Annotated in this window: 24 protein-coding genes; 22 read left to right on the top strand and 2 right to left on the bottom strand. The window is 26.7% G+C overall.

All coding sequences use genetic code 11. The annotated features are described in order from the left end of the window. Positions 1–158 precede the first annotated feature (158 nt). The 19 genes from psyc5s11_RS17305 to psyc5s11_RS17210 all read left to right on the top strand — a co-directional run bounded on the left by psyc5s11_RS17305 (position 159) and on the right by psyc5s11_RS17210 (position 18,430). Positions 159–998 (top strand): creatininase family protein, encoded by an 840-nt coding sequence (locus tag psyc5s11_RS17305; RefSeq protein WP_224033730.1) that lies wholly within the window; start codon positions 159–161, stop codon positions 996–998. A 6-nt stretch (positions 999–1,004) separates the two neighbouring features. After that, positions 1,005–1,805, top strand: coding sequence for a MerR family transcriptional regulator (locus psyc5s11_RS17300; RefSeq protein ID WP_224033729.1), 801 nt, complete (start codon positions 1,005–1,007; stop codon positions 1,803–1,805). Between the two features lie 113 nt (positions 1,806–1,918). Further along, positions 1,919–2,602, top strand: a complete 684-nt coding sequence (locus psyc5s11_RS17295) for a response regulator transcription factor (protein WP_224033728.1) — start codon at positions 1,919–1,921, stop codon at positions 2,600–2,602. Next, complete coding sequence (locus tag psyc5s11_RS17290) at positions 2,589–3,632, top strand: sensor histidine kinase (RefSeq protein ID WP_224033727.1); 1,044 nt, start codon at positions 2,589–2,591, stop codon at positions 3,630–3,632. The genes psyc5s11_RS17295 and psyc5s11_RS17290 overlap by 14 nt, the downstream gene beginning before the upstream one ends. Positions 3,633–3,856: 224 nt before the next feature. After that, positions 3,857–5,242: an MATE family efflux transporter gene (locus tag psyc5s11_RS17285; protein WP_224033726.1), complete on the top strand. Its 1,386-nt coding sequence runs from the start codon at positions 3,857–3,859 to the stop codon at positions 5,240–5,242. A 195-nt stretch (positions 5,243–5,437) separates the two neighbouring features. Further along, positions 5,438–5,875: a LytTR family DNA-binding domain-containing protein gene (locus psyc5s11_RS17280; protein WP_224033725.1), complete on the top strand. Its 438-nt coding sequence runs from the start codon at positions 5,438–5,440 to the stop codon at positions 5,873–5,875. Between the two features lie 24 nt (positions 5,876–5,899). Then, positions 5,900–6,301, top strand: a complete 402-nt coding sequence (locus psyc5s11_RS17270) for a DUF3021 family protein (protein ID WP_258712350.1) — start codon at positions 5,900–5,902, stop codon at positions 6,299–6,301. A gap of 15 nt (positions 6,302–6,316) precedes the next feature. Next, entirely contained in the window at positions 6,317–6,919 is a 603-nt protein-coding gene (locus psyc5s11_RS17265; protein WP_224033723.1) for a methyltransferase family protein, read from the top strand. A gap of 233 nt (positions 6,920–7,152) precedes the next feature. Beyond that, entirely contained in the window at positions 7,153–8,097 is a 945-nt protein-coding gene (locus tag psyc5s11_RS17260; RefSeq protein ID WP_224033722.1) for an ABC transporter ATP-binding protein, read from the top strand. A gap of 12 nt (positions 8,098–8,109) precedes the next feature. Further along, positions 8,110–8,853, top strand: a complete 744-nt coding sequence (locus psyc5s11_RS17255; protein ID WP_224033721.1) for an ABC transporter permease — start codon at positions 8,110–8,112, stop codon at positions 8,851–8,853. 38 nt (positions 8,854–8,891) lie between these two features. Further along, a complete protein-coding gene (locus tag psyc5s11_RS17250) occupies positions 8,892–9,845 on the top strand; it encodes an ABC transporter permease (protein ID WP_224033720.1) in 954 nt (317 codons plus the stop codon). 47 nt (positions 9,846–9,892) lie between these two features. Continuing rightward, positions 9,893–12,448 (top strand): LuxR C-terminal-related transcriptional regulator, encoded by a 2,556-nt coding sequence (locus psyc5s11_RS28115; protein WP_311196375.1) that lies wholly within the window; start codon positions 9,893–9,895, stop codon positions 12,446–12,448. Positions 12,449–12,674: 226 nt separating this feature from the next. Continuing rightward, positions 12,675–13,355: a TetR/AcrR family transcriptional regulator gene (locus psyc5s11_RS17240; protein ID WP_224033719.1), complete on the top strand. Its 681-nt coding sequence runs from the start codon at positions 12,675–12,677 to the stop codon at positions 13,353–13,355. Between the two features lies 1 nt (position 13,356). Further along, positions 13,357–13,821 (top strand): DUF6790 family protein, encoded by a 465-nt coding sequence (locus psyc5s11_RS17235; RefSeq protein ID WP_224033718.1) that lies wholly within the window; start codon positions 13,357–13,359, stop codon positions 13,819–13,821. A 188-nt stretch (positions 13,822–14,009) separates the two neighbouring features. Next, positions 14,010–14,798, top strand: a complete 789-nt coding sequence (locus tag psyc5s11_RS17230) for an acyl-CoA thioester hydrolase/BAAT C-terminal domain-containing protein (RefSeq protein ID WP_224033717.1) — start codon at positions 14,010–14,012, stop codon at positions 14,796–14,798. Between the two features lie 197 nt (positions 14,799–14,995). Continuing rightward, the gene (locus psyc5s11_RS17225) at positions 14,996–15,673 is read left to right on the top strand and encodes a cytochrome c biogenesis CcdA family protein (protein ID WP_224033716.1); all 678 of its coding nucleotides are present in this window, start codon (positions 14,996–14,998) and stop codon (positions 15,671–15,673) included. 9 nt (positions 15,674–15,682) lie between these two features. Beyond that, positions 15,683–16,285, top strand: coding sequence for a TlpA family protein disulfide reductase (locus tag psyc5s11_RS17220; protein ID WP_224033715.1), 603 nt, complete (start codon positions 15,683–15,685; stop codon positions 16,283–16,285). Positions 16,286–16,485: 200 nt separating this feature from the next. Beyond that, entirely contained in the window at positions 16,486–17,097 is a 612-nt protein-coding gene (locus psyc5s11_RS17215) for a GNAT family N-acetyltransferase (protein WP_224033714.1), read from the top strand. A gap of 340 nt (positions 17,098–17,437) precedes the next feature. Continuing rightward, positions 17,438–18,430, top strand: a complete 993-nt coding sequence (locus psyc5s11_RS17210) for a Gfo/Idh/MocA family protein (protein WP_224033713.1) — start codon at positions 17,438–17,440, stop codon at positions 18,428–18,430. A 149-nt stretch (positions 18,431–18,579) separates the two neighbouring features. On the opposite strand, the gene psyc5s11_RS17205 is transcribed toward psyc5s11_RS17210, so the two are convergent. Next, on the bottom strand, positions 18,580–18,873 hold the full coding sequence (locus psyc5s11_RS17205) for a type 2 periplasmic-binding domain-containing protein (protein WP_224033712.1): 294 nt from the start codon (positions 18,871–18,873) through the stop codon (positions 18,580–18,582). Between the two features lie 610 nt (positions 18,874–19,483). Here psyc5s11_RS17205 and psyc5s11_RS17200 point away from each other — a divergent pair. The 3 genes from psyc5s11_RS17200 (at position 19,484) to psyc5s11_RS28240 (ending at position 21,704) form a co-directional block, all read left to right on the top strand. Then, entirely contained in the window at positions 19,484–20,368 is an 885-nt protein-coding gene (locus psyc5s11_RS17200; RefSeq protein ID WP_224033711.1) for an Rpn family recombination-promoting nuclease/putative transposase, read from the top strand. Positions 20,369–20,728: 360 nt separating this feature from the next. Then, positions 20,729–21,586: an ABC transporter substrate-binding protein gene (locus psyc5s11_RS17195; RefSeq protein WP_224033710.1), complete on the top strand. Its 858-nt coding sequence runs from the start codon at positions 20,729–20,731 to the stop codon at positions 21,584–21,586. 34 nt (positions 21,587–21,620) lie between these two features. Further along, entirely contained in the window at positions 21,621–21,704 is an 84-nt protein-coding gene (locus psyc5s11_RS28240) for a hypothetical protein (RefSeq protein WP_224038214.1), read from the top strand. A gap of 259 nt (positions 21,705–21,963) precedes the next feature. Here psyc5s11_RS28240 and psyc5s11_RS17185 read toward each other — a convergent pair whose 3' ends face one another. Next, positions 21,964–22,956 (bottom strand): linear amide C-N hydrolase, encoded by a 993-nt coding sequence (locus psyc5s11_RS17185; RefSeq protein ID WP_224033709.1) that lies wholly within the window; start codon positions 22,954–22,956, stop codon positions 21,964–21,966. Between the last annotated feature and the right edge of the window lie 463 nt (positions 22,957–23,419).

Genomic DNA, 23,419 nt, shown 5'->3' with positions numbered 1-23,419 from the left:
TTTAGTGATAATATATATAGTTATTCAATTTAGATGTATTTGATGTAAATATTTCAGTAGATCTTTTGTAAGCAATTTTATAATAGAAATAATATGAAAAATAATATTGACTTTGACGTAGCGTCAAACAATAAAATGACATTTAAGGAGATGATCAAATGTCAATATTAAAAATGGAAGAGATGACTTGGAAAGAGGTTGAAAGTCTTGATAAAAAGAAATCTATTATTTTTGTTGCATTAAGTCCGATTGAAGAGCATGGGCCTCATTTACCATTGGGTACTGATTATATTTGTGCAAAGGATTTATTAAAGGAAACAGTAAATAGTCTTGAAAAACAAAATAAAGAATATAATTACATTATTCATCCATCTTTTCCTATGGGGTACAATGAGTGTGTAATGAATTATCCAGGAACTATTTCTTTTAGGTCAAGAACAATAGAAAATGTAATTGTTGATTTTGGCGAGTCAATAAGTAGGTCTGGATTTAGCAAAGTGGTAATAGTAAATCATCATCTAGATTTAGGTCATGTAAAGGCAATTGAAAATGCAAAGATTATATTAAATACAAATTATTCCCTTAAAGTTTTAGAGGTGGCAAGTAGTTTAATATATTCTGAAAGTGAAAAAAATAATAAGCAAATTTTAAATGATAGTTTAGATATGGAAAAAGAGATTCATGCTGATTTTAGAGAAACTTGCTCTATGTTATATAATCATCCTCGATTGGTTAAAGAGTGTTATAAAAATTTACAACCTGTATATATGGATATTGTAGAATTTATAAAAGGTGGTGGGAAATGTTGGAGAAAATATGGAATCAAGGAAGGATATATAGGTACTCCTGCAGAATCAAGTAAAGAACAAGGCGAAATACAATTCAAAGATATGGTTCAAAATTCAAGTGAATTAATACTAAATTTTATTATAACTAATCATATACCAGAACTCTCTAAAGAAATAAAATCTGCCATGAATTATATGGTTTTGAGGTGATTAAATATGTATTCAATTGGTCAATTAGCTTTAATATTAAAGGTATCTACAAGAACTCTTAGACACTATGATGATATAGATTTATTAAAGCCTTATAATGTTAATGAAGAAAATGGTTATAGATATTATACAAAAGAGCAAATCAGTTTAGCTAAAAACATAATAAAGCTTAAAGAATATGGACTAACTCTTGAAGAGATAAAAGAGATAATAGTTAATGGGTATGAAAATAATAATGAAATTATAAAAAAGAGATTAAATATTATTGAAGGTGAAATAACAAGATTATCAGCAATGAAGGATAATTTATGCAAAGTATTAAAAGAGAATATAATAATTAAAAATAAAGAATTTAATTGTAAAAAATATGAGGTTCAAACTGTTGAATTAGATATTATAAATGTCATAAGTAAAAGATGTACAATTAATATTAAAGATGTTGGAAATATTGTAGGTTCACTTTATGAAGATATTAATAAGAATGGGCTAAGGATAAAGAATGGACATATTGTAAAATATTTTGAAAATGAATATGATCCTGAAAATGCAGATGTTGAGGTATGTATTCCAGTAGAAAGCAGAAAAGAGGGGAAACTAAAAATTAATACCATACAAAAAGGACTATATGTAACAGCAACAGCTAATTCCATAAGTGAAAAGGGAGATGTTTATGAGAATATAATAAACTGGGTCCAATTAAATCATTACGAAATTAATGGAAATCCCCTTGAACAATATAATGTAAATTATGAAAATGGATTATTTAAAATAGATATATATTATCCTATTACTGAAACTGTGAAATAATTATGTAGAAACCATCAATTACAAAATAATATTATGTTATTTGCATAAATAAAGTCCGAAATTTAAATTCAGTTTAAAATAAAATGGTAAAATATACTTAAGAGGTGGTTCTTTTGAGTAAAATATTAGTAGTAGATGATGATAAAAATATAAATATATTAATACAGTCACTACTTAAAAATGAAAATTATGAAGTAGTTGTAGCATTTGATGGGGTAGATGCTTTGGAAAAAATAGAACACGAAAAAGTGGACATGCTTATTACAGATGTTATGATGCCAAATATGGATGGATGGGAACTTTGCAAAGAGGTACGTTCATTTAGCAATATGCCTATTTTAATGCTGACTGTATTAGGTGAAACAATTCAGAAGGTCAAAGGTTTTGGAATTGGTGCTGATGATTATTTAACTAAACCTTTTGAACCAATGGAGCTTATAGCTAGAGTAAAGGCACTTTTAAAGCGTTATCGTATAAATGAATCACAAACTATAAGTATCGGGAATATTATTATAGACAAAAATCGGTTTATTGTTGAAACAAATTCAGAAAATATTACTTTACCATTAAAGGAATTTGAACTACTATTTACCCTTGCAAGTACATCCGGAAAGACTTTCTCTAGAGAATTATTAATAGAAAATATTTGGGGATATGATTTTGATGGTAATGAGAGAACTTTAGATGTACATATTGGGAGATTACGTGATAAATTTTCTAAGGATGAGTTTGGAATTAAAATAACAACTATAAGAGGTTTGGGATATAGGCTGGAGGAAATAAATGAGGAAAATTGATATTAAAAGATTTGCTCATCATACTATAAATTTAATTGGAATAATTTCATCTATTATTATTGGATTTTTTATAATATATAAAGTTTTTAATATTAACATTAATTATTTTATTATGACATTAAATATAATAAGCTGTTTTTTAGGAATTGCAATATATTTAGTTGTTGTTTTAATCATTCATAAAGATGGTGGACATTTATCACAAAGATTTAAAATGATATTTAATGCAATTGATAAAATAGGTAATGGAGATTTTAATGTTTCTATAGAAAGTAATGGGTCTAGGCATGATCATTTAATGAGTGAATTATCAGTGAAAGTAAATAATATGGCAAAACAATTAAGCAGTATGGAAAGCATGCGTCAAGACTTTGTTTCTAATGTATCTCATGAAATACAATCTCCTCTTACTTCTATAAGGGGATTTGCTGCATTATTACAAAATGAAAATTTATCTTATGAAGAAAAGAAATCTTATTTAGAAATTATTGAAACAGAGACTAAAAGGCTCTCTAAATTAAGCGATAATTTATTAAAGCTATCATCTTTAGATTGTGGAACTAAGGAATTGCAAATTGAAACATATGATTTAGACAAGCAACTTAAAAATGTTATTTTGTCTTTAGAACCTCAATGGTCAAAAAAGAATATTGAATTTGAAATAGAATGTCCACATACCATTGTAAATGCGGATAAAGAACTTATGAGTGAAGTTTGGATTAATCTATTAAATAATGGAATTAAATTTACACCTTATGGTAGCAAAATCTATGTAACTATTGAAAATCATGATTCTAATATTGAAGTAACAATTAAAGATAGTGGTGTTGGTGTTAATGAAGAAGAACAAAAACGTATATTTGAACGCTTTTATATGGTTGATAAATCAAGAAAAAGAGAACTTGGAGGAAATGGATTAGGTCTTGCTATTACTAAGAAAATCGTTAATTTACATGGTGGAAGTATTAGAGTAGAAAGTGAAATAAATAAAGGAGCATCATTTATTGTATCAATTCAAATAGAAAAGTAAATTGAAATTATATCAAAACTGTATTTTAAGCTTATAAATTATAAGGTTAGAATACAGTTTTTTTGTTCAAATGTTTTATGTTAAAAGTATTATATTAATAAAAATTTAGGTTTCTAATTTAAATTCAGTTTACATTAGAAGATTAGAATAATTTTAAGGAAATGGTTCAAACCATTAAAATAATCAATAATTTTAAAATGACTATAAATTAGGAGGAATTTTTTATGAAAACAAATACCAAAAACATGAAACTTATGGAGGATGAAAAAGTATCTAAGGCATTACTAACACTTAGCATACCGATGATTATATGTCTGCTTGTAAATGCTTCGTATAATATTATAGATGCATATTTTGCTGGAATACTTGGAATAAACCAAATTGGTGCTATATCAATTACTTTTCCTATTACACAAGGAATTGTTGGGGTAGGTGTAGGGATTGGAGCTGGTGCTGGATCGTATATTTCACGTCTATTAGGAAACAAAGATATTGATAAAGCTAATAAAACTGCTTCTACAGCAGTATTTAGCAGTATAACAGCTGGAATAATTATTACTATTTTTACAATTATGTTTTTAGATAAAGTGTTACTAGCATTAGGTGCAACAGAAACTATTATGCCTTTTGCCAAAGAATATGGTGTTATTTGTATATCTTTTTGCATATTACCTCTTTTTAATGTAACTATGAATAATATAATGGCAGCTCAAGGAGAAGGTAAAATATCCATGACAGCAATGATAATTGGAGCAATTTCCAATATAATATTAGCTCCAATATTAATTTTTGAATTGAATTTAGGAATAAGAGGAGCTGCAATAGCTACAGTAATAGCACAAGCAATAACTTCAAGTTTTTATATTTGGTACACATTTTCAAAAAGTTATTTAAAAATATCTATTCATAATGTAAGTTTTCATAAGAATATTTTCACAGAGATCCTTAAAGTTGGAATTCCAACGATTCTATTCAACTTATTAGCAAGTGTTTCAATGGGATTAATAACTTTAAAGGCTAGTATTTATGGAACAGAGCAAGTAGCAGCTATGGGAATTGTAACACGTGTATTTGCAGTAGCAACTTATGTTATATTTGGCTATTCAAAAGGAGTGCAACCAATTGCCGGATACAACTATGGTGCAAAGAATTTTAAGCGGTTAAAAGAAATAATGAAGGTATCTACAATTCAAGCAACAGTATTTTGTATTATTGCAGCAATATTAATGTATACATACTCAAGTCAAATTATGTCTATATTTAGTAATGATTATTTGGTAAAAACTACAGGTAGCACAGCGCTTAAAGTCAATGCAATTGTATTTATAACCTTTGGTTTTCAAATGGTAATTGCAACATTTTTCCTAGCTTTTGGTAAAGGCAGAGAGGGCGGAATTCTTAGTATTTGCAGACAAGGAATTATGTTTATTCCTATAATACTCATTTTACCTAATTTAATTGGATTTAACGGAATTATATATTCACAAGCTATTGCAGATATATTAACTACTATACTAACAGTAATTTTGGCCGTAGATTTAATTAAAGAATTTAAAATTATTCCAGATGATGAAAATACATTAGATGAAGTTCAAGTTGATATTTTATGATGTTAAACAATTTTTAGAAATTAAAATAAGAGAATGTTGATAGAAGTTAAACAATAAATAGAATATGGTAGAGGGGAGGACTTTTATTATTATTAATATTATATGCAAGTCACCAGCCTATATTTGCAATATACTTGCTACACAATTGTTATCATAATTGCCTTGTGCTATTCTTTAATTGAAAGGAGGAAAATTATGAGAATTGAAATAATTGAAGAGCCTTTAGTTGATGAGATAGAAATACAAATTAAATGCAAAGAAAAAAACGAATATGTTAAGCAATTAGCTGCAACCATTTTTGAAGAACAGTTAATTATTAATGGAAGAATAGAAAATGAATTTACACAGATTTATTCAAGGGATATTTATTATTTTGAATCTGTTGATAACAAAACGTATATTTATTGTAGGGATAATGTTTATGAAAGCGATATGAAGTTATATGAGCTAGAAGAAAAATTAGAAGGAACAAAATTTACTCGTATAAATAAAGCTTGCATTATGAATATAGCTAAATTAAAGAAGGTTAAAGGTCAGATTAATGGCAGATTACTTGCAACCTTGTCCAATGGAGAAAAGCTGATTATTAATAGAAGTTATGTACAAGAAGTAAAACGCAAATTAAATATATAAGGCAAATATAGATTGGAGGAAATTATGAAAAGAAAGGATCAGTATTTTTTTGGAAGTTGCACGGCATTTACTACAGCAAATATAATAACTATTATTATGCATTTTATGGATAAACAAAGTACTATTAATGTAAATTCGGAAATCTTTCTGATTTTAATTATTATATTAATAAACATAATTCTTTATTTTATGGAAGATTTGCGAATTAAATCCCAAGTTATTCATATAACTTTTGAATTTATTATAACTTCTATAATTACTTTTTTAATTGGAATACCACTGAAAGTAATAGAAATTGCATCAATATATGATTTAGTTGAGAGTACTTTAATAATAGCACTGGTTTATGGAATAACCATATTAAGTATTTATATTTCTACTCAAAATGATGCAGAAGACATAAATAAAAAATTATTAGAAAAATAGAAAGAAGGCATTTATATGTATTTGTTTGGAGATTCATATTTTGAGACGGCTATATTTAAAGAAGTGTTTCAAATAGCATTTATATTTTATATTATGGCAGAAGTATTTATATTCAGTTTCACTTCAAAGAACAATAGAGAAAATTCACAAAAGAAAAAAAGAGATAAAGGGTCTTGTCTGATGATAATATCTGGCAGCATAGCTATAATAACATTTAATCTTCTTTGTAGAAAAAATAATTTGTTCATATTACCAATATGGATATTTTGGTTAGGCGTTATATTTATTATTACTGGAATTATATTGAGGCTATACTCAGTAGTCACACTAGGAAAATATTTTACTGTTACAGTACAAGTGAATTCAAATCAAAAAATAATTCAGACTGGCCCCTATAAATATATTAGACATCCAGCATATAGTGGAAGTATATTATCTTTAATCGGAATAGCTCTAGCATTAAGGAGCATAATTGGAATTATTGGAACTTTAATTATTATTGCAGTAATATATGGATATCGAATTAAAATTGAAGAGAAAATATTAGAAAATAACTTCAAGACAAGCTATAAGGAGTATAAGCAACATACTAAAAGAATTATCCCGTTTATATGGTGAAGCATAGTCAAATAATAATATATTAATAGAAAAAATTAATAAGAGAATAATTTACTTAATTAGAGTAAATTATTTTTTTTAGATTAAAGTAAGTTTATATTTGATTAAAAGTTTTATATTTTTGTGTATATTATAATTTCTATTAAATAAATGTTTAACTGTAATAAATCAACCTTTCGGTTGATTACACCCAATAAGACTAGAGAGTATTATAGTCCTTGAGGTGATAATTAATGGAAGCAATATTAGAAGTAAAAGATTTAAAAAAGTATTATAAGGAAAGTAAGGCTGTGGATGGACTGAGTTTTAATTTATATAAAGGAGAGATACTAGGATTTTTAGGACCTAATGGTGCAGGTAAAAGTACTACTATAAATATTCTTTCAACTATATTAAAGCATGATGATGGAGAAATTAAATTCTTTGACAGAGAAATGAAAGATAATGCTAAATGGATTAAACAGCAACTAGGAATTGTGCCACAAGAGCTTGCTATATTTGAAGAAATATCAGCATATAAAAATGTTGAATTTTTTACATCTTTATATGGAATAAGTGGTAAAAATCTAAAAAATGCTGTACTGGAAGCGTTAAAAATGGTAGGGCTAGAAGATAAAAAGGATAGTAAACCAATAACTTTTTCAGGAGGAATGAAAAGAAGACTTAACATTGCTTGTGCGATTGCCCATAAGCCTAAGATTTTAATACTGGATGAACCAACTGTAGGTATTGATCCACAATCTAGAAATCATATTTTAGAGTCAATTAAGAAATTAAGAGATAATGGAACAACTATAATTTATACAACTCATTATATGGAGGAAGTTGAAGAAATAGCTGACAGGGTAGTTATAATGGACAAAGGAACTAAAATAGCAGAGGGAACAATTATGCAACTTATGGAAAGCTATAAGAATACAAGAATTTATAAAATATCAATAGACATTTCAAAGAGACAGGAATTTAAATATGACTTTTTATATGAAATAGAAGGAATACAAAAGGTAGAGCTTAATGAGAATTGCTTAAGTGTAACAACAATTAAGGAAATAGAAAATTTAGACAAAATAATTTTAAGCTTAGTTCACAGAAATATAAAAATAAGTCATATGACTAGTGAAGAAGGAAATTTAGAAATGGTCTTCCTTAAGTTAACTGGAAGAAAATTAAGGGATTAGAGGTGTGAAAAAATGATTTTATGGAAGCTTATTAAGCAAGATTTTAGAAATCTAATTACAACACCAGTTGTTGTAACAATATGTACAATTTATCCTTGGTTATTAATTGGATTATTCGGATTTATTTTTTCAAGCCTTTATGGTAGTGAGGGGATTACAGCATATGATTATTATGGAGTTACTATGATGATATATTTGATAATTACTTCATTGACTATAACTCCAAATACTTTTATGGAAAAGAAGTTAAGACAGGGAAATGTAAGAATAGCTTATGCACCAATATCAAAAGTCACAATTTACATGTCAAAAATAATAAGCTCTTATCTTTTTATGGGAATAAGCTTTTCTCTAAATATGGTTATAATGAATTATTTTAAAATCGTTAATTTTGGAGGAGAGAATTTTATATATGTTCTTGGATTAATGATGACATTCTTATTTTTCACCGTGACAATTGGAGGTGCGGCTTGTGTCCTTATAAAAACTGAAGAATTGACTAATACAATACTTTCTAATGTAGCAAGCATATTAGCCTTTGTTTCAGGCATGTTTTTCCCAGTAGATAATTTAGGGAAAACAGTTAGCAGCATAGCTAATTTATCTCCAATAAAGTGGATATTAGATTTATCCTTTAGTGTAATATATGATAATAATTTTCAGAATTATAGCGTTATAGTTATGGGATTACTTTTATTATCAATAGCAGCTTTAATTGTTATGCATTTTAATTATAAACCTGAAGATTATATATAATTTTGGTGACTGTCACCAAACAATGGAGGAGAAAAAATATGATAAATGTTATAAAAGGAATTTTATATAGAATGGTAAATAACAAAGGTTATTTAATGATGCCAGTATTAATAACACCTATAGTTATAGCAACTGCAATATATTTTTCAAGCAGTTTTATGGTTAAAGCTAATATTGGAGTTGTAGGAGATACCGACATCAATTTTAATAGTGATGAAATTAATATTGTAAAGCTTGAAAATAAGGTACCACTTTCAGATTTAGTAAAAAATAAATATGAAGCTATCATATCTTTTGAAAATGGAAAAGCAGTTGTAGAAACAATTAAAGATGAGGAATTTAAAAATAAATTAGAAAGAATAGCAAATGGAGAAAAAGTAGCACTTGAAGCTGGTGAAAAGAGAGGGGTAGCTGCAAACATAGTTGGATATATAACCATGTTTGTAATAATACTCGGAGTAATGCTTTATAAATTCTTTTTTGATGATCAAAAAGGTATAGCTAAAAGGGTAATAAGTGCCAATATATCTTATGAACAATATGTATTTAGTCATTTTGTTTCAGTATTTTTAATGATTTTTGTTCCAACAGGAATAATTACAGTCTTATCTAAAGAAGTACTTAATTTAAATACAAGTGTAACAGCTTTAGAATTAATCTTTATTATAATGATTTTATCCTTTTTAGGTTCAGCTTTTGGATTATTAATGTCTTCAGTTACAAGAAGCGAAGAAAGTGCGACTATGCTTGGAAATATGATAAATATAATAACAACTTTACTTGCAGGAAGCTTTTTCACCATATCAAATAATTGGTTTATAAACGTAATTGGAAATATAATGCCTCAAAGACATATTTTGAATTTTACAATTGCATTAGAAAATGGCAAGGGTATCAGTTATGCAGATATAGGAATTGTAATTGTAGTCTCTTTCTTAATGATAATTTCATCCTTTTTAATCAATAAAAATAAAATAAGAAGCTATTCTTAAAGAATATGGTAAAATATACACAATAGAAAAATATTAAGGGTGATTAAATGAAAAATATTCTTTATACAAGGTTAATAAGACCAAAAAGTAAAAATGTTCTTCATAGAAATAAAAAGATACAAGACAAGCTTGAGTGTATTTTAGAAAATAAGCTAACAGTAGTAAAAGGCGGTGCTGCTGTTGGTAAAAGTACTCTTATTTCTAGTTATATTGGAGAACAGAATAATTACATGTGGCTTTCATTAGATGAAAATAGTGATGATTTATCTTATTTTTGGACTTATGTTTTGCAGGGATTGAAAAATAATATAGAAAATTTAAATTTTTATATTGATATGGTAAATCCATTAGTAAAGAGAGAGGATATTTTTGAATTAATATCATCTTTAATTAATGAACTTATTAGTGAAGAAGAATTATTTATAGTACTGGATGATTTTCATTATATAGTAGATGAGTTTCTTTTAGAAACTATTGAATATTTTATATCTAATTCATCAAGTAATATACATTTTGTTCTAATTTCAAGACATGATATTAAGATTTATTTAGGAAATATTCTTATGAAAGGGGGAGTAATTAATATAACTTCAGAGGATTTTAATCTTACTTTAGATGAGACAGAAGAGTTTATAAAAAATGCTACTAATAAGATTATTGATGGTGAAGTAATTAAAGAAATATATCAAATTACAGAAGGTTGGATAGGAGCGATTAAACTTTTATTAACAGTACTTGGCAGCAACAAAACTATAAATAATATACCAAAGGGTAATAAGCTGTTCATTGATTATATGAATAATGAAATTATAAGTAGTTTATCAAAAGAGGAAATAGATTTTCTAGTTAAAACTTCACCCTTAAGTTATGTAAATCCAAGTATTTATAGAGATATAGATAATAAAGATGGATTTGAAATAATAGATAATTTAATAGAAAAAAATATTTTAATTATTACAATAGATGAAGATAAAAAGATATTTAGATATCATAATGTATTAAGACAGCATCTTATAGAACTTTTTGATAAATACGAACCAAGTGTTAAGAATGAAATTATAGATAAACTTACATTTTCATTAATTAAGGAGAAAAGCTTTGATGAGGCAGTAAGTATTTTTATGAATTACAATAGATATGATGATGCAATAAATGTATTAGAAAAAAATGCACATAATATTGTAGCAACTAAAATTTTGAATGGATTCCCATTAGAATATTATAGTAAAAGTGTAGATTTGGCGTTTATATCTATTTTCTATAATTATTTAAATTTGGATTATGAAAGATGCGGTTTAATAATTAATTCAATAGATTATAGTAGTGGCAACAATATTGTAAATTCTATTAAATTATTTGGACTTATATTAAATAATAATTATGTAGAAGAGTGTTATTTTATCTTTCCTAAAGAAATTGATGGTAATTTAAATATACTTACTAAAACAATTTATTATATTTTAGCCTCATGGGCACTAGGCTTTGCAGGTGAATTTGTAAAATCTTTTGAAATGATGGATTTAATGAAGAAATCTAATAAAGAATTAAATAACAGTTATGTAGATTTAATTTATAAATATAATAAAGTATCTTTACTAGAGGACATGGGAAAGTTAAATGAAAGTTTAATTGGCTATAAAGAATTAAATGAGCGTGTTAGCAAGAAAAATTATAAATCGTGTTTTACAATTTTTAAGAATGTGGGATTGCCAGGAGTTTATATAAAGAAACTTATGGATAAAGAAGCGGAAGAACTTTTACTTGAAGCGCAAAAAACACTTAAAGAATACAAAGGAAGCGCTGCTTTTAATGCATTAGAGGTGAGTATTGATTATAATTTAGCAGAAGTTAAATATATTCAAGGTAATATTTATGAATGCGAAAAAATATTAAATCATATAGACAAAGAAAATAAAGATAATTATGTATATATTCAAATATTAGCACTTAAGATTAGATTGTTATTTTTTGAAAATAGGATAAAAACAGAAGAGTATGATGAATTTATAGAGATTTATAAAAGGCAGTATGAGAAATCAACTTATTCTGACATTCTAGGGATAACATATGGAATGGTTCTTTTTAAGAAAGGGAAATATGAAGAGAGTTTAAATGAATTTAATAGAATTGCATTTATATCTAGAAAGAATGGGATAGGATATTTGCTTGTATATTCTCTAGTATGGAAAGTGATACTGCTAAATAAACTTACGCCTGATAATACAAGGGAATGTTTAAATATTTTAAAGGAAGTTATATTTTATTCTAGAGATGAAGATATATTGTTTCCATATTTCAAAACCAGGGAATACCTAAAAGAAATAATACAAAAGTTTAAAGTGCAGTTATTAGAAGATAAAGATAATAAAGAATTTGTGAAGAAGCTTAGTGAAGTAGTTGGTATAAAGGATGAAAATGAAGTGTTAAGTCCTAGAGAAATAGAAGTTCTTAAAACTTTAATAGATGGATTGAGTAATAAAGAAATTGGGGAGAAACTTTTTATATCTGTTTCAACAGTAAAAACTCATATTATAAATATATATTCTAAGCTTGGAGTGAAAAATAGAGTAGAAGCAGTAAATGAGGGAAGAAAAATACTTTAACTTTTATTGATATGTGTAATTGGCTCAATAATAACAGCTTTTAGAGTATATAGTAATAAACTAAATTTAATAGAGGAGTAATAATTAGCAATGAAAATACTGACTTTAGTAATATAAAAGTCAGTATTTTTATTTTTAATGAAGTGTTTGACAATAAACTTAGGATATGATAATGTTGAAATTGAATATGAATTCAATTTCAATTTTAAAAATATGGAGGTTAGGTATGGATAAAATAGATTTACGCAAGAATATTAAAAGAAAAAAGTTATTACAAGCTGCTGCAAAAGTAATTTCAACTAAAGGATATAATGATAGCTCTATAAAAGACATTACTGAAGAAGCAAAAGTTTCAGTAGGAAGTTTTTATTCCTATTTTTCAAATAAAGAAGAAATTTTACTAGCTTTATATGATGAAATTGCTGATATGCATTTTCAAATGGCTAAGATAGTTGGTAATGATTGTGAAGTGACAGGTGCTAAAAGATTAGCATGTATTATTTCATCACTTGTTTATGTCCAAGATAAAAATCCAGAACTAGTATTAATATTATTATTAAAAACTATAAGCATTAATGAAACATTTGAAAATAAGCATAAAGAAATTATAAATTCTATAAAGAATGTTGTTATGCCTATATTTGAAATCATGAAAAAAAATAATCTAGTTGAAATTATTGATGTTGAAATAGCGACTATTTCATTTATATATTCTATTAATGGAGTTATGTTATCTTACATTATGGATGAAAATAAAAAGGATATTGAAGATGTTGCTTTTAATTTAGCAATTTATAATCTAAATGCATTTAAGATGGACTTTGATATAAAAGAAATTGAAACATATATAAGAAATTTATTTAAAGAGAATTATTTTGAAAACTTTATAAATGAGGGGAATGAATAATATGATCTTTTTAATTTCGTGGATTATAGGAATCTCTGTTGGAATAATTACAACTATATTAAATAGAGATTTAAGAACTCTGAGTGCTATTGCAGAAAACTTTCTTTTTTATCAATTAACAATAACTCTGACTTTAACAAGTTTTATAGGATTTTTAGGACATGTATTTAAATCGGATATGATTGCAGATTTTATTGGATGGCAAAAAGGAAGCTTCTTTCAAAAAGAATTAGGATATGCTGAATTAGGACAGGGAATTGCAGGACTTCTCTGTATATGGATGGGTAGAGAATTTTATTTAGCTACAATTGTTATTGTAAGTCCATTATATTTGGGAGCAACTATTGTCCATATTCAGGAAATCATAAGATCAAAGAATTTTAAACCTGGAAATGCATTTCAGGTTATTCCAGATTTACTTATTCCAGTTTCATTAATTGTACTTTATTATATGTCGAGTTTTTAAGGCACATGAAAATAAATAATAAGTCCAAAACTGCCATGGATATTTTTCATCAGGCAAGGAAGTAAAGTGCCATCATAGCGAGCCTATTATGGCATTTTGCTGACGCAGGATGATGGAAAATAGGCTGGCAGATGGACTTGTTATTTTTTTGATTGTGCCTAATATATTAAATTTAAGGAGATGTTATTATGCAAGAATATCGAACAAGAGAAATTTATGGTGATTTTTATGAAAATGAGGGCAAGCCACTAGTTGTTATTATAGGAGGGAGCAGACCCGGGCTTCCAGCTCCTTTAAGTGAAGATTTAATAAATTATTTAAAATCAAATTATAATGTTTTACTACTAGCATATTTTGGGGTGTTAGATCTTCCTAAATCTTTAGAAATGGTTCCAATGGAATACTTTATAAATGCTATTGGTTTTATCAAAGAAAAGCATAAAATAGCAGATAATCAAGTAGTTGTTATTGGTCAATCTAAAGGAGGAGAAGCTGCTTTACTGTTATCAAATTACATGGAATCAGCAATTACTATTGTTTGTGTTTCTACTTGCTATGTATTCCAAGGGTTACCAGAAAATCTTTTTAGTATGGGTATAGCAGAGCCTAAATCTTCATGGTCATTTAATAATAAGGAATTACCATATATTAAATTTGACTTTGATAAAGAAGATATAGAAGATGCAAAGAACAAACATTTTTGCAAAATTCATGAAAAGTCCATAGAAAAAAATTACAATAAAGATGCAGTAATTAATTTGGACAACTATAAAGGTAAAATATTCTTGCTTTCTGCTGAAAATGACAAGTTCTGGCCTAGCAAAAAAATGAGTAATATTCTAGTTGAAAATTGCAAGAATAAAAATAATATAAGTCATATTTCCTTAGATTTAGAGGGACATTACTTTTTGAATTATGAGCAATCAGTTAATGAAATAATTAATTATTTAAAGGAAAATGTACCATCCTTGGCTTAACATTTAAGCTGATTTCTATGCTCATAATTTGTGTATTAACAGGTAGTTCAAATTGAACTACCTGTTTTAGCGTATTAATATGTGACTTAATCACATAAAAATATGTATAAATAATTTATAATATAAAGTAGAAAAATAATTATGTTGCAAACTTGCAAATGAAATTATTAAACACATTTTAAGGGGACTGATAAAGTATGGAATATTTTCTGTTGTTTTTAGAAGGAATAATAACCTTTATATCACCTTGTATTTTGCCGCTATTACCTTTATATGTATCATATTTTGTAGGTGGAAATGAAAATGGTGCTAAAAGTAAATATAATGCATTAGTAAATTCTTTAGGTTTTGTATTAGGGTTTACAATAATATTTACACTATTAGGTACACTTGCTGGAACTTTTGGAAGTTTTATAAAAGAGCAAAGTGTTATTATCAATATTTTAGGTGGATTTATAGTAGTTTTGTTCGGCGCTAATTATATGGGAATATTTAAAATTCCATTTTTAGGAAGAAGTCTAAAGATGAATGCTGAAATAAAAACATTTAAATTTTTATCTTCAATTTTGTTTGGGATGATTTTTGCAATAGGATGGACACCCTGTGTTGGTACATTTTTAGGAACTGCGTTGATGATTGCAGTCAATTCACAAGATATTATAAAAGGTGCTTTAATGCTTTTAGTTTATAGCATAGGACTTGGCATACCCTTTGTAATATGTGCTATTTTAATAGATAAACTAAAGGAAACATTCAATTTTATAAAAAGGAATTACAAAGTTATAAATAGAATATCTGGGATAATTCTTGTGATTATAGGTATTTCAATTATGACTGGTTATTTAAATAAAGTACTTTCATTTTTAACATTTTAGGAGGTTTATATGAATAATAAAAAATCAATTTTAGCAATATTATTAATAGTAGGATTTGTAGGATTTTTAACTATTTCATACTTTGGATATAATTCTTTAAAATCAAAATATATTGAGAAAAATATAAGTAAGGAAATTGAGAAAAATGATAATGTGAAAATTGAATTTAAAGATTCTACTAAGGAATCAGATAAGCTTAAAGCAAAGGATTTTGTTGTATATGATGAAAATCTAAAGGAAGTAAACTTATCAGATTATAAAGGAACTCCTGTAGTATTAAATTTTTGGGCTAGCTGGTGTCCACCTTGTAAATCAGAAATGATTTCATTTAATGAAATGTCAAAGAAGTATAGCAAAGATAAAGTGGCCATATTAATGATAAACTTAACTGATGGTCAAAGAGAAACAATGAGCATTGCGAGTAAATATATAAAAGACAATAATTATAATATGCAGGTTTTATTTGATAATAAAATGAATGCAGCAAATATATATAATATTTCAGCTATACCAAGAACCATTTTTATTGATAAAGATGGATATATTGTTAAAGATGAGTCTGGAGCAATAACTAAAGAAGAATTAGAAAGTCAAATAAAATTGTTACTTTAATTTTCTTTTTAAATCAAATAATGAAATGTTTGCAAAATATGTTACAATTAATCCATAATAGCAATTTATTATGGATTAATTGTATTTTTAAATATTATATAAAAGAAAGGATTGCTGATTTATGGATAATTTTATAACACTTGAAAATTATTTTGGATTTAAAGCAAAAAAACAATTGAAGAAATTAAAGGAATAATTACATGAGAGAAAGGATTATGATAACAAACATTGGTACTATGCAAATTGAAACAGAGAAATTAATAGTAAAGAATTTTGATATAGGCGGGGTTGTCATGCTAAAAACAAAAAGATTATCTTTAGTTCCATTAAGCAAAGAATACTCAGAAGATTTAATTAAGCTATGGGGTGACTATGATGTAATTAAATACACTTATAGCACACTAATGAACACACAAGAGGAATGTCTTGGAAATTTAATTATGTGGCTTACATTACAGAGAGATAATTCAGGTCCTAATAAATTTGCAATCTTTTTAAATAATAATTTTATTGGGATAGCAGGATTCCCTGTAATTCATAATGATAATTTTAAATGTGGCTTCTTTTATCAGATAATTCGAGAATATTGGAATAATGGATATGGCTTTGAAGCTGCAAATGCATTACTTAATTATATTTTTGAAAAGCATCCTCAAGCAACAATTAATGCAGATGCAGTAGTTAACAATCCTGCAAGCATAAAAATATTAGCTAAACTTGGATTTTCTCAAATATGCATTGAGGAAAAAGGATTTAAAAATAATGGTATGGAATTAGATATAGTTCATTTTGGATTTAAATCAAAAAAATAATTGGAAAAATTAAATTAAGCTCGAAGGAAATTAATGATGATTTTAATATTTGTGATTTTGTAAGTTCAATTAGCAAAAATTTAGCTAAAGTAACAATAGTGGGAAGATATAAAAAAGGATGTGCTATAATGTATTTACTTCTAGCACAGCATTTTAGTTTCCGTATAATCCGCTCGTAAATTTACAATAAAATGATTTGATATTATAATAAAAATTATAATTGGAAATAATATAAGAATACAAATTACTTTTATAATGGTAAAGAGGTTACTATGGCAATAATAGCAATAGAGAATGGAGTAAGAGTTATTTCAAAAATACAATAAATGGAGGAAGAAATATGAAATTAGGTATTATGGGATCTGGAATGATTGTAAAGGATTTTTTAACAACCATTCCATATTTAAAGGATTTAGAATTAGTAGCTATTTGTGGTAGAAAAAATAGTGAAGACACAATGAATGAGTTGAAGAATAAATATAATATTAAGAATATTTTCTATAACTATGATGAATTATTAAATAGTGATTTAGATGCTATTTATATTGCATTGCCTAATAATTTACATTTTGAATTTGCAAAAAAAGCATTAGAAGCAAATAAAAATGTTATTATTGAAAAGCCAATTACATCAACATACAAAGAAGCATTAATCTTAAGCGATTTAGCTAAAGAAAAACAGTTATTTATATTTGAAGCAATTACGAATCAATATTTTCCTAATTATAAAAAAATTAAAGAGTTACTTCCGACTTTAGGGAATATTAGAATTGTTCAGTGTAACTATTCTCAATATTCTAGTAGATATAATAGTTTTAAAGAAGGGAATGTGCTACCTGCCTTTGATCCTAAATTTTCAGGTGGTGCATTAATGGATTTAAATATTTATAACATCCATTATGTAGTAGGTTTATTTGGAAAACCTAAAAATATTGAATACTACCCTAATATTGAGAGAGGGATAGATACATCTGGAATATTATTATTAGATTATGGAACATTTAAATGTATTTGTATTGGTGCAAAAGACTGCAAGGCACCTATTGCAAATAATATTCAAGGGGATGCTGGATGCATATATCAAGATACTCCAGCCAATGTTTGTAAAAGATTTGAAATATTAATGAATGATGGCACAAGTTCCAGAGTAAATGAAAATAATTATGACCATCGTATGGTTAATGAATTTATTGAATTTGCAGATATGATTAAAAATAATAATATAGAAAAATGTTATCAAATGTTAGAACATAGCTTAATAGTTAGTGAAGTCCAAACAATTGCAAGAAGCAAAAGCGGAATCATATTCCCAGCAGATATTGATGTAAAATAAATTTAATTAAAACAAATCCAAGGTTTAATGACCTTGGATTTTGTGCGTGTATTCAATTTTATCAATATACAATCATATTATTTTTATCTAAACCATTCGCTGCAAGAATAGCATTTAGTGTACCATCTGTTTTCATATCATTAAATAATTCAGTTGTACTTTCTAAAATTAAAACCTCCGTTATTAACTTCAAGCCGCCTTGCAATTTCAGTTATGATATCGGCGTCAATTCCACTGAGATCATTTGTTTTGGAATTTACAGAAAAAAATGGGGTTTCCTTTGGTGGTCCAGCAACAGTTATTGCTCCTTTTTCTTTTATTATTTCCAATCTATCTTTTTCGATTGAGTTATTTATTACTGTAGTTTCCCTAGTGCCTGCGCCGCATCCAATTATTATTCCAATAATATTTATAATAACAAATAAAGTGAATATTTTTTTCATAAATAGAAATCTCCTTCTAAATCATAAACATTGCTTATAGCTATTGCTTGGAATTGAAATATAAATTATTCGCGTTTGAAAAAAAGTTTAAACTTTAAAGAATAATATTTTACCTTTATTGAAAACGTGCATTTTTTAGAGAAATTGACCTAAGTAAAGTAGAAGTGATATAAAAACTGGCATAGATTTTAGGGACTTGCATTATGAAGATGAATATAAGAACATTTTTAAAACCTAAAACATATTATAAATTTGAAATATTATGGTCAGCAACCTTTCGTAGTTAATATTAATGAAGCCACCAAGCAAAACAATAATTGTATAGTATTTACAATAAAAAGATTAAAGAGTATTATGTTAAAAATAAAATAGAAGTTAAGTGTGATTTAAAATCATTTTTTTCTTCTAAATTTTGTTTCAAAATAGGAATAACTTTGATTTATTGAAATTTTACCTGCAGAATACAGTGTAAAAGGCACAAAACATTTTTTGAAATTGAAATGTTTTGTGCCTTTAAATTTATCATTATATAATAGAATGTTTGTTTGCATAAGAAAGGAAGAATAAGTAAATACTATAAAGGAGATAATAAAAGGAAGAAGGTATAGTTGTGACTAAAGTATTAGACCCTAAAAATGATGTTGTTTTCCAAAAGTTATTTGGAATGAAAATAAATAAAAACATATTGATTAGTTTCTTGAATTCAATATTGAATCTAAGTGGAGAGAATTCAATTAAAGAGGTGGATTTTGAAGAAAAACATCTTGATGTATCGTTGATTGCGAGTGAAAAACTCAGTATATTAGATTTACATGTAATTACTGAAAATGATATGCATGTAAATGTAGAAATACAATTAGTAAATCAGTATAATATGATTAAGAGAACAATATTTTATATGTCAAAAATGTTAATTAGTCAGCTTGAAAAAGGTGAAGATTATTCAGATTTAAATAGAACTGTAACTATTAATATACTTAATTTTAACTACTTAGAAGACGAGAATTTTATTAAGTGTTATGGATTATTTGAAAAGTATACTAAAAAACCACTAACAGATTTGATGGAGTTTATTTTTATTGAGTTGCCTAAATTTAATAGGTTAAAACAACCACATAAACTTGTGGAACCCAATAAAGAGTCTAATGAAAAACTATATAAGTGGTTAACATTTTTATCAAATCCTACTGGGAAGGAGATTGAGAACTTTATGAAAACTGATGGAGAAATTAAAGAAGCTATGGATGTACTTTATAAAATTAGTGGAGATAAAGAAGCTGTGATGCTTGCGGAGATGAGAGAGAAAGCAATGATGGATGAGCAGAGTAGATTGAATGGTGCTAGAAAAGAAGGGGTGAAAAAAGGGGTAAAAGAAGGAAAAATTGAAGTGGCAAAAAACTTTTTAAAAATGGGAATGAGTATAGAACAAATATCTATGGGTACTGGCCTTACAATAGAAGAAGTTGAAAAGTTGAAAAATAATGAAGCCATTTAACATATGAGGATGAGGTAATGTTGTTAGATTTTATAAAATATTATTAAAAGAAGAAGAGAGATTAAAGAAATTATAGCAAAGTATAATCTAGAAAAATATGATGCATTTGATTTATTAAAAAAGAGTGTAAAAATCTATGTGAAGAATGCATAAAGGTTAAGTTAACAAGCCTTTCAGAAATATATTATTTAAAATAAATGAAAGTTAGAGAAAGATGTTTAAAATTTAATATTTTATAGCAAAATAGAAGTAGGAATAATAAAACTACTGCTTTATTATTTGTGAGAAAGCAGTACATTCTAAGAAAATTAAATAATGAGAACTTACAAATTAAAATAGTAAATTTTATAGGAGATTTATATGAAAAAGATACTAAAGAAATTATTGATATTTATTGTTGTAGTAAATTTTCTTACAATAATACTTGAATGTACTATTGTAAGAGGTAATAGTAAAACTATAATAACTAATGCCTCGATTGCAAAAGATAGATTGCAGACAATAAAAGAAAAAGGAGTAATAACTGTTGCTTCTCCATTAAGCGATATCTCATATTTCTATATTGATAATAATACAAATAAGATAGCTGGTATTGAAGCTGATATAATAACTGAAATTGCAAAACGGCTTGGAATTGATAAAATAGAAACTAAGAATGTACCATTCTCAAATCTATTAGAAAAATTAAATATTGATGATAGTATAGACATTGCAGCAGGTGGAATATTTATAACTCCAGAACGTGAAAAGGTAGTAGATTTTACGGAGCCTTTGTATAAAGCTTCAGAATCTGTTGTGGTTCAAACATTTTCAAATCTTAATTTTAAGGATGATTTAAAAAATGGAGTGGTTGGAGTTGAAAAAGGAACAGTATATGTGAATTTAGCAGAAAGATGGAAGAATGATAATTTAATAAAAGATGTAGTAATTTTCGAAAATACACCTGAATTATTGGATGCTATAAATAGTAATAAGATTCAGGCAGGCTTAGTTGATTCTATTATCATAAAATATTCTTTAATAAAAGAAAAGAATATCCATTTAAGAACACTAAAAGGCTATACTCCAGAAATAACTGAAAATGTAGGAATAGCAGTGAGAAAAAATGATACAACATTATTAAATGCATTAAATGAGAAAATTAACGAGATGAAAGCAGATGGTACATTGTATGCTATTCTTATAGAGAATGGGTTAGATAAAACTAATATGGCTTAAAATCAATAATGCAAGTATATTATTTTAAATAAAAATGACTAGTTACATTGATTCAGATGGATATGCAAGAATCGATATTTGGATTAGAAATAACGGAAAGTGGTATTATCTAGATTAAAGCTGTAAAATGGTTAAAAATTGTTAAAAGTGGATTGATGGTTAATGTTATTGATTTAATTCAACTGGTACATTGTATTTTAATTGTATAACACTAGATGGATATAAAATAGATAAAACTGGTACATTGATAAAATAGAATATATTTGATTTTTTAGGGCATAGGAATAATCATATGCCCTTATTTTATGCTTGATTTGAGTTTGTACAGATTTGGTGCCGCAACTGGGATAGGGCTTGAATCCACAAATTAAATATTTTTACATTTTTTCAAATGTGACTGGATGCATTAATTTCCCTAGTAAGAGTGGACGTGAACTGTTGTTATAATTATCCCAAAGGCTTACACTTGTAATCTGACTATTGTCATAAGTTTTAAAGAAATATTCACAAGTATTTGTATTTATAAAGGCAATATATTTCGTATAATCATAAGTGTCTCGATTTGTTGTGACAACCCCTTTTGATATAGAAACACTTTCCATAATATGAAAGCATGTAATTATTGCCTCTGTCCTGTCTTTAGGTGTTTGAATATGCGTTTTTTGATATGCAGTTCTTACAAATCGTTCAGGGGACGTGTAACCTCCTGGCAACTGCATAGTTCCTCCTGCTTGACCGAAGGGTTTTAAATGAAATTTTCCCCAGTAGGCCTCACTAGTCTGTGTTGGAGATACATTCATGTAATTTCTTAAATTAGTCATATGCCAGTGAAAGTCAGGACTGTTGGCCATAATTCCGATTGGATTTTGGAATATCTCCAGGCCTTTTTCTGTTTGTTCAATGACAACACATTCTCCGCTTTTATCTGTGGCAATCCAATGTAAAGGTGCGACTGTTTGTGTTACGGGATCCGGCAGACCTATGATGTATATGTCATGCAGTATTTCTTTTAGTTCTTCTACTGATCCACACATTCCTAAAATATAATGGAGAAAATCTAAAGATGAAACAGGTTCCTTATCAGTAGATTTTATCTGCATTTCGTATTTGGCATAACCTGCAAAATATAATGTTGCTGCGGCAAATCCTCTTTCATTTACTCCATCAAAAAAACCAAGTATTCCATCACTTTTCTGTCCAATTCCTATAAAACTATAGCAATTATAAAATTTATGCAGGTTGAAAATATTATTCCATACATAATATTTGGGAACCACATAAAGCTGTGGTTCAATATTATAAGAAAAATCCATGGTCCGGCCAAAAAAGTTTTCCATCTGTTCGGATTGTAGTGTTATTGCTGTGCACATGTTAATTTCATTCCTCCTATACTTTATGAAATTTGGTTTTAATAAAAACATATCTAATACCAAGACTTAGAGATGACGGTATGTTATATACGACATCTAAGCATATGTATTTATACTATAAAAATAATTTATTTTCTAAGAAAAGAGCTATATGTTTATCAATATGCTTGGATGGGGGAGAAAATTCGATTTTTTTTATAAACTACAAAGGCAAATGGCATTACTTAAAATTAAAGCATTATTAATTACATTAAAAATAGGCTAGTTAATTCTAGCCTAATCAAACATATTATTAATTTTTTCATATTCCGTCTTATTCTTATTTTTATTACTTATATATCAATAGAATTAAAGTCTATTTCAAGATTATCATATATATTTACGTTAACTTTATCCTGGAATGTATAAGAGGTTGGGGCATCATATCAATTATCAGTTAATGTATAGACGAAGATGTTTTTCT

The organism is Clostridium gelidum (genome assembly GCF_019977655.1).
Taxonomy (GTDB): Bacteria; Bacillota; Clostridia; order Clostridiales; family Clostridiaceae; genus Clostridium; species Clostridium gelidum.
This window is presented reverse-complemented; position numbering and strand designations above follow the sequence as displayed.

Bases quoted from the DNA above. Each gene is read 5' to 3' on its own strand.
- psyc5s11_RS17270 (WP_258712350.1), top strand. From the start codon at position 5,900: ATGAAAAGAAAGGATCAGTATTTTTTTGGAAGTTGCACGGCATTTACT.
- psyc5s11_RS17230 (WP_224033717.1), top strand. From the start codon at position 14,010: ATGCAAGAATATCGAACAAGAGAAATTTATGGTGATTTTTATGAAAAT.
- psyc5s11_RS17185 (WP_224033709.1), bottom strand. From the start codon at position 22,956: ATGTGCACAGCAATAACACTACAATCCGAACAGATGGAAAACTTTTTT.
- psyc5s11_RS17235 (WP_224033718.1), top strand. From the start codon at position 13,357: ATGATCTTTTTAATTTCGTGGATTATAGGAATCTCTGTTGGAATAATT.
- psyc5s11_RS17205 (WP_224033712.1), bottom strand. From the start codon at position 18,873: ATGAAAAAAATATTCACTTTATTTGTTATTATAAATATTATTGGAATA.
- psyc5s11_RS17215 (WP_224033714.1), top strand. From the start codon at position 16,486: ATGAGAGAAAGGATTATGATAACAAACATTGGTACTATGCAAATTGAA.
- psyc5s11_RS28115 (WP_311196375.1), top strand. From the start codon at position 9,893: ATGAAAAATATTCTTTATACAAGGTTAATAAGACCAAAAAGTAAAAAT.
- psyc5s11_RS17240 (WP_224033719.1), top strand. From the start codon at position 12,675: ATGGATAAAATAGATTTACGCAAGAATATTAAAAGAAAAAAGTTATTA.
- psyc5s11_RS17195 (WP_224033710.1), top strand. From the start codon at position 20,729: ATGAAAAAGATACTAAAGAAATTATTGATATTTATTGTTGTAGTAAAT.
- psyc5s11_RS17265 (WP_224033723.1), top strand. From the start codon at position 6,317: ATGTATTTGTTTGGAGATTCATATTTTGAGACGGCTATATTTAAAGAA.
- psyc5s11_RS17290 (WP_224033727.1), top strand. From the start codon at position 2,589: ATGAGGAAAATTGATATTAAAAGATTTGCTCATCATACTATAAATTTA.
- psyc5s11_RS17300 (WP_224033729.1), top strand. From the start codon at position 1,005: ATGTATTCAATTGGTCAATTAGCTTTAATATTAAAGGTATCTACAAGA.
- psyc5s11_RS17210 (WP_224033713.1), top strand. From the start codon at position 17,438: ATGAAATTAGGTATTATGGGATCTGGAATGATTGTAAAGGATTTTTTA.
- psyc5s11_RS17280 (WP_224033725.1), top strand. From the start codon at position 5,438: ATGAGAATTGAAATAATTGAAGAGCCTTTAGTTGATGAGATAGAAATA.
- psyc5s11_RS17260 (WP_224033722.1), top strand. From the start codon at position 7,153: ATGGAAGCAATATTAGAAGTAAAAGATTTAAAAAAGTATTATAAGGAA.
- psyc5s11_RS28240 (WP_224038214.1), top strand. From the start codon at position 21,621: ATGACTAGTTACATTGATTCAGATGGATATGCAAGAATCGATATTTGG.
- psyc5s11_RS17285 (WP_224033726.1), top strand. From the start codon at position 3,857: ATGAAAACAAATACCAAAAACATGAAACTTATGGAGGATGAAAAAGTA.
- psyc5s11_RS17220 (WP_224033715.1), top strand. From the start codon at position 15,683: ATGAATAATAAAAAATCAATTTTAGCAATATTATTAATAGTAGGATTT.
- psyc5s11_RS17225 (WP_224033716.1), top strand. From the start codon at position 14,996: ATGGAATATTTTCTGTTGTTTTTAGAAGGAATAATAACCTTTATATCA.
- psyc5s11_RS17305 (WP_224033730.1), top strand. From the start codon at position 159: ATGTCAATATTAAAAATGGAAGAGATGACTTGGAAAGAGGTTGAAAGT.
- psyc5s11_RS17255 (WP_224033721.1), top strand. From the start codon at position 8,110: ATGATTTTATGGAAGCTTATTAAGCAAGATTTTAGAAATCTAATTACA.
- psyc5s11_RS17250 (WP_224033720.1), top strand. From the start codon at position 8,892: ATGATAAATGTTATAAAAGGAATTTTATATAGAATGGTAAATAACAAA.